Here is a 1,256-nt window from a genome sequence, read left to right as displayed (position 1 = left end):
GTCTCTTATTAGTTATTTTATTAATTTCCATACTATGCCTATATCACAAAAAACAAGTGACTGGTCAAACTTTGGCTCCTATGTATCGGGAACAGTTGGCCCTCTAATGTCATTAATCAGTATCTTATTTATTTTGAAAAGCATAAATTCATCTAATGATAATCATGATGATTTAATGCGATTTAGCATTAATGACAAACTCCACAATCAAATCAAAGACTTAAGTAACGTCTTGCATGATTCTATAGCTGATAGTTTTTTATTTAAAAAAGAACATCCAAAAATGCATCCATTCGGAATAGTGGTATGTGATAGAATTTCAAGGATGATGAGCAATAATAAAGGCAAAATATCAATTGAAGATATAGCCAAAAGCTCTGTAAGAGATGTGTATCATTCTTTTGAACCTGAAATTATGCTGCTCATTAAACTTATACATTTATTAAATAAGTTAAATAATGATGATAGAGAAGTTTACAAACTTTTAATTGAAACAAAACTTACTCATGAGTATAGAGCTGTACTTTTTAGTTTCGCATGTAAAGACTTCCCTGAAAATGCAGCATACATTCGTCAGCATTGGCCTTCTTTCTTAGGCGAGTACTTCAAGAATAGTGACCCCTTTTCGCCCCCTCAGGACTCAAATATTCAATAATATCCAACAATATTCGTTTTATAACTTTTTGATTTTATTGCAAGTTGCTGTTTTTTAAAGATAGTACATCGTTCTCATAATCGCTTGGTCGCTGGTTCAAGTCCAGCAGGGGCCACCAAATTTCAAGGGCTTGCGGGAAAACGTAAGCCCTTAGTTTTTTTCATGGGTACTGCAACTAAGTAATCCTAAGTTAAGTAAATGAGAAAATTTCAAGGCGATTGAGTACCATGCAGCCTTAACTCAAGCGAACAAAATCTAGAAACTAGCCCAGAACGCTATTCAGTGCTTGCTCAACGCTGCTGTACGTCTTCCTTGTTGGCCTAGTCGCAAGCTCTTCAGCTACAGAGAAAAAAGTAAAACTCCCACTCAGATCTGAGACATTAGTTGATTCTAGATAGGGCAACAATTTACCTTCGTAGAACTCAATTTATTTTTGCATCACAGTTTCAGATCAACAATCCCAAGAACCGCAGTCAGGAACTTCTCACTTCACCAAATAATTTTCGGTGTTCTTAACTTTTTTTAAATTTTGTATTCCCATTTTCTGAGCTAATGACATATAAACTCATTACATATATAGCGTAACATCTGTGATATGATC

The 1,256-nt window shown here is 34.6% G+C and carries 1 pseudogene; it reads left to right on the top strand.

Annotated elements, in window-relative coordinates:
- A pseudogene (locus tag NNO02_RS23235) lies at positions 1 to 655 on the top strand (hypothetical protein); the annotation flags it as partial.
- Positions 656 to 1,256 lie beyond the last annotated feature (601 nt).

Source organism: Citrobacter sp. Awk 2, assembly GCF_028069815.1.
Taxonomy (GTDB): Bacteria; Pseudomonadota; Gammaproteobacteria; order Enterobacterales; family Enterobacteriaceae; genus Citrobacter.
Note: the sequence above shows the minus strand (reverse complement) of the source record. Positions and strands in the feature narration are given on the sequence as shown.